Origin of the sequence: Vibrio sp. T20 (genome assembly GCF_007858795.1) — a bacterium.
In the GTDB taxonomy this organism is placed as follows: Bacteria; Pseudomonadota; Gammaproteobacteria; order Enterobacterales; family Vibrionaceae; genus Vibrio; species Vibrio satsumensis.
This window is the reverse complement of sequence record NZ_VFEB01000094.1, coordinates 1-299: the sequence shown is the minus strand read 5'-3', so window position 1 is coordinate 299 and position 299 is coordinate 1. Positions and strand designations below refer to the sequence as shown.

Below are 299 nucleotides of genomic sequence, written 5' to 3'. Positions count from 1 at the left end.
TATCCCATTACAAAAGATCTCGAATCGCCCACCCGTATCTGGGTGAAGACTGACTTGATTAATCTCTTCACTAAAGGTATGAAGCAACTCTTGGCATAGCCAGCTTGAGCGCAGCATCCAATTACATTGGCGGCAGTAGTGTATTGCTATCGTTGCTTGCGATACTGTTGGGGTTGTTGGATTTGATTCCGTGTTCATAGTTAATCCTTTTAATTTTCTATATCAATAGTTTGACGCCAACGGCAAACGTCAATATTTCAAAGGCCGTTTTGACCGTCTGATTACTTGAACGGTTGGCT

At 42.5% G+C, this 299-nt stretch carries 1 protein-coding gene; it reads right to left on the bottom strand.

Annotation, left to right across the window (positions count from 1 at the left end):
* On the bottom strand, positions 1 to 198 hold a 198-nt coding region (locus tag FTW16_RS12565), incomplete at its 3' end, for a SelT/SelW/SelH family protein (RefSeq protein WP_146491326.1).
* Positions 199 to 299: the final 101 nt, after the last annotated feature.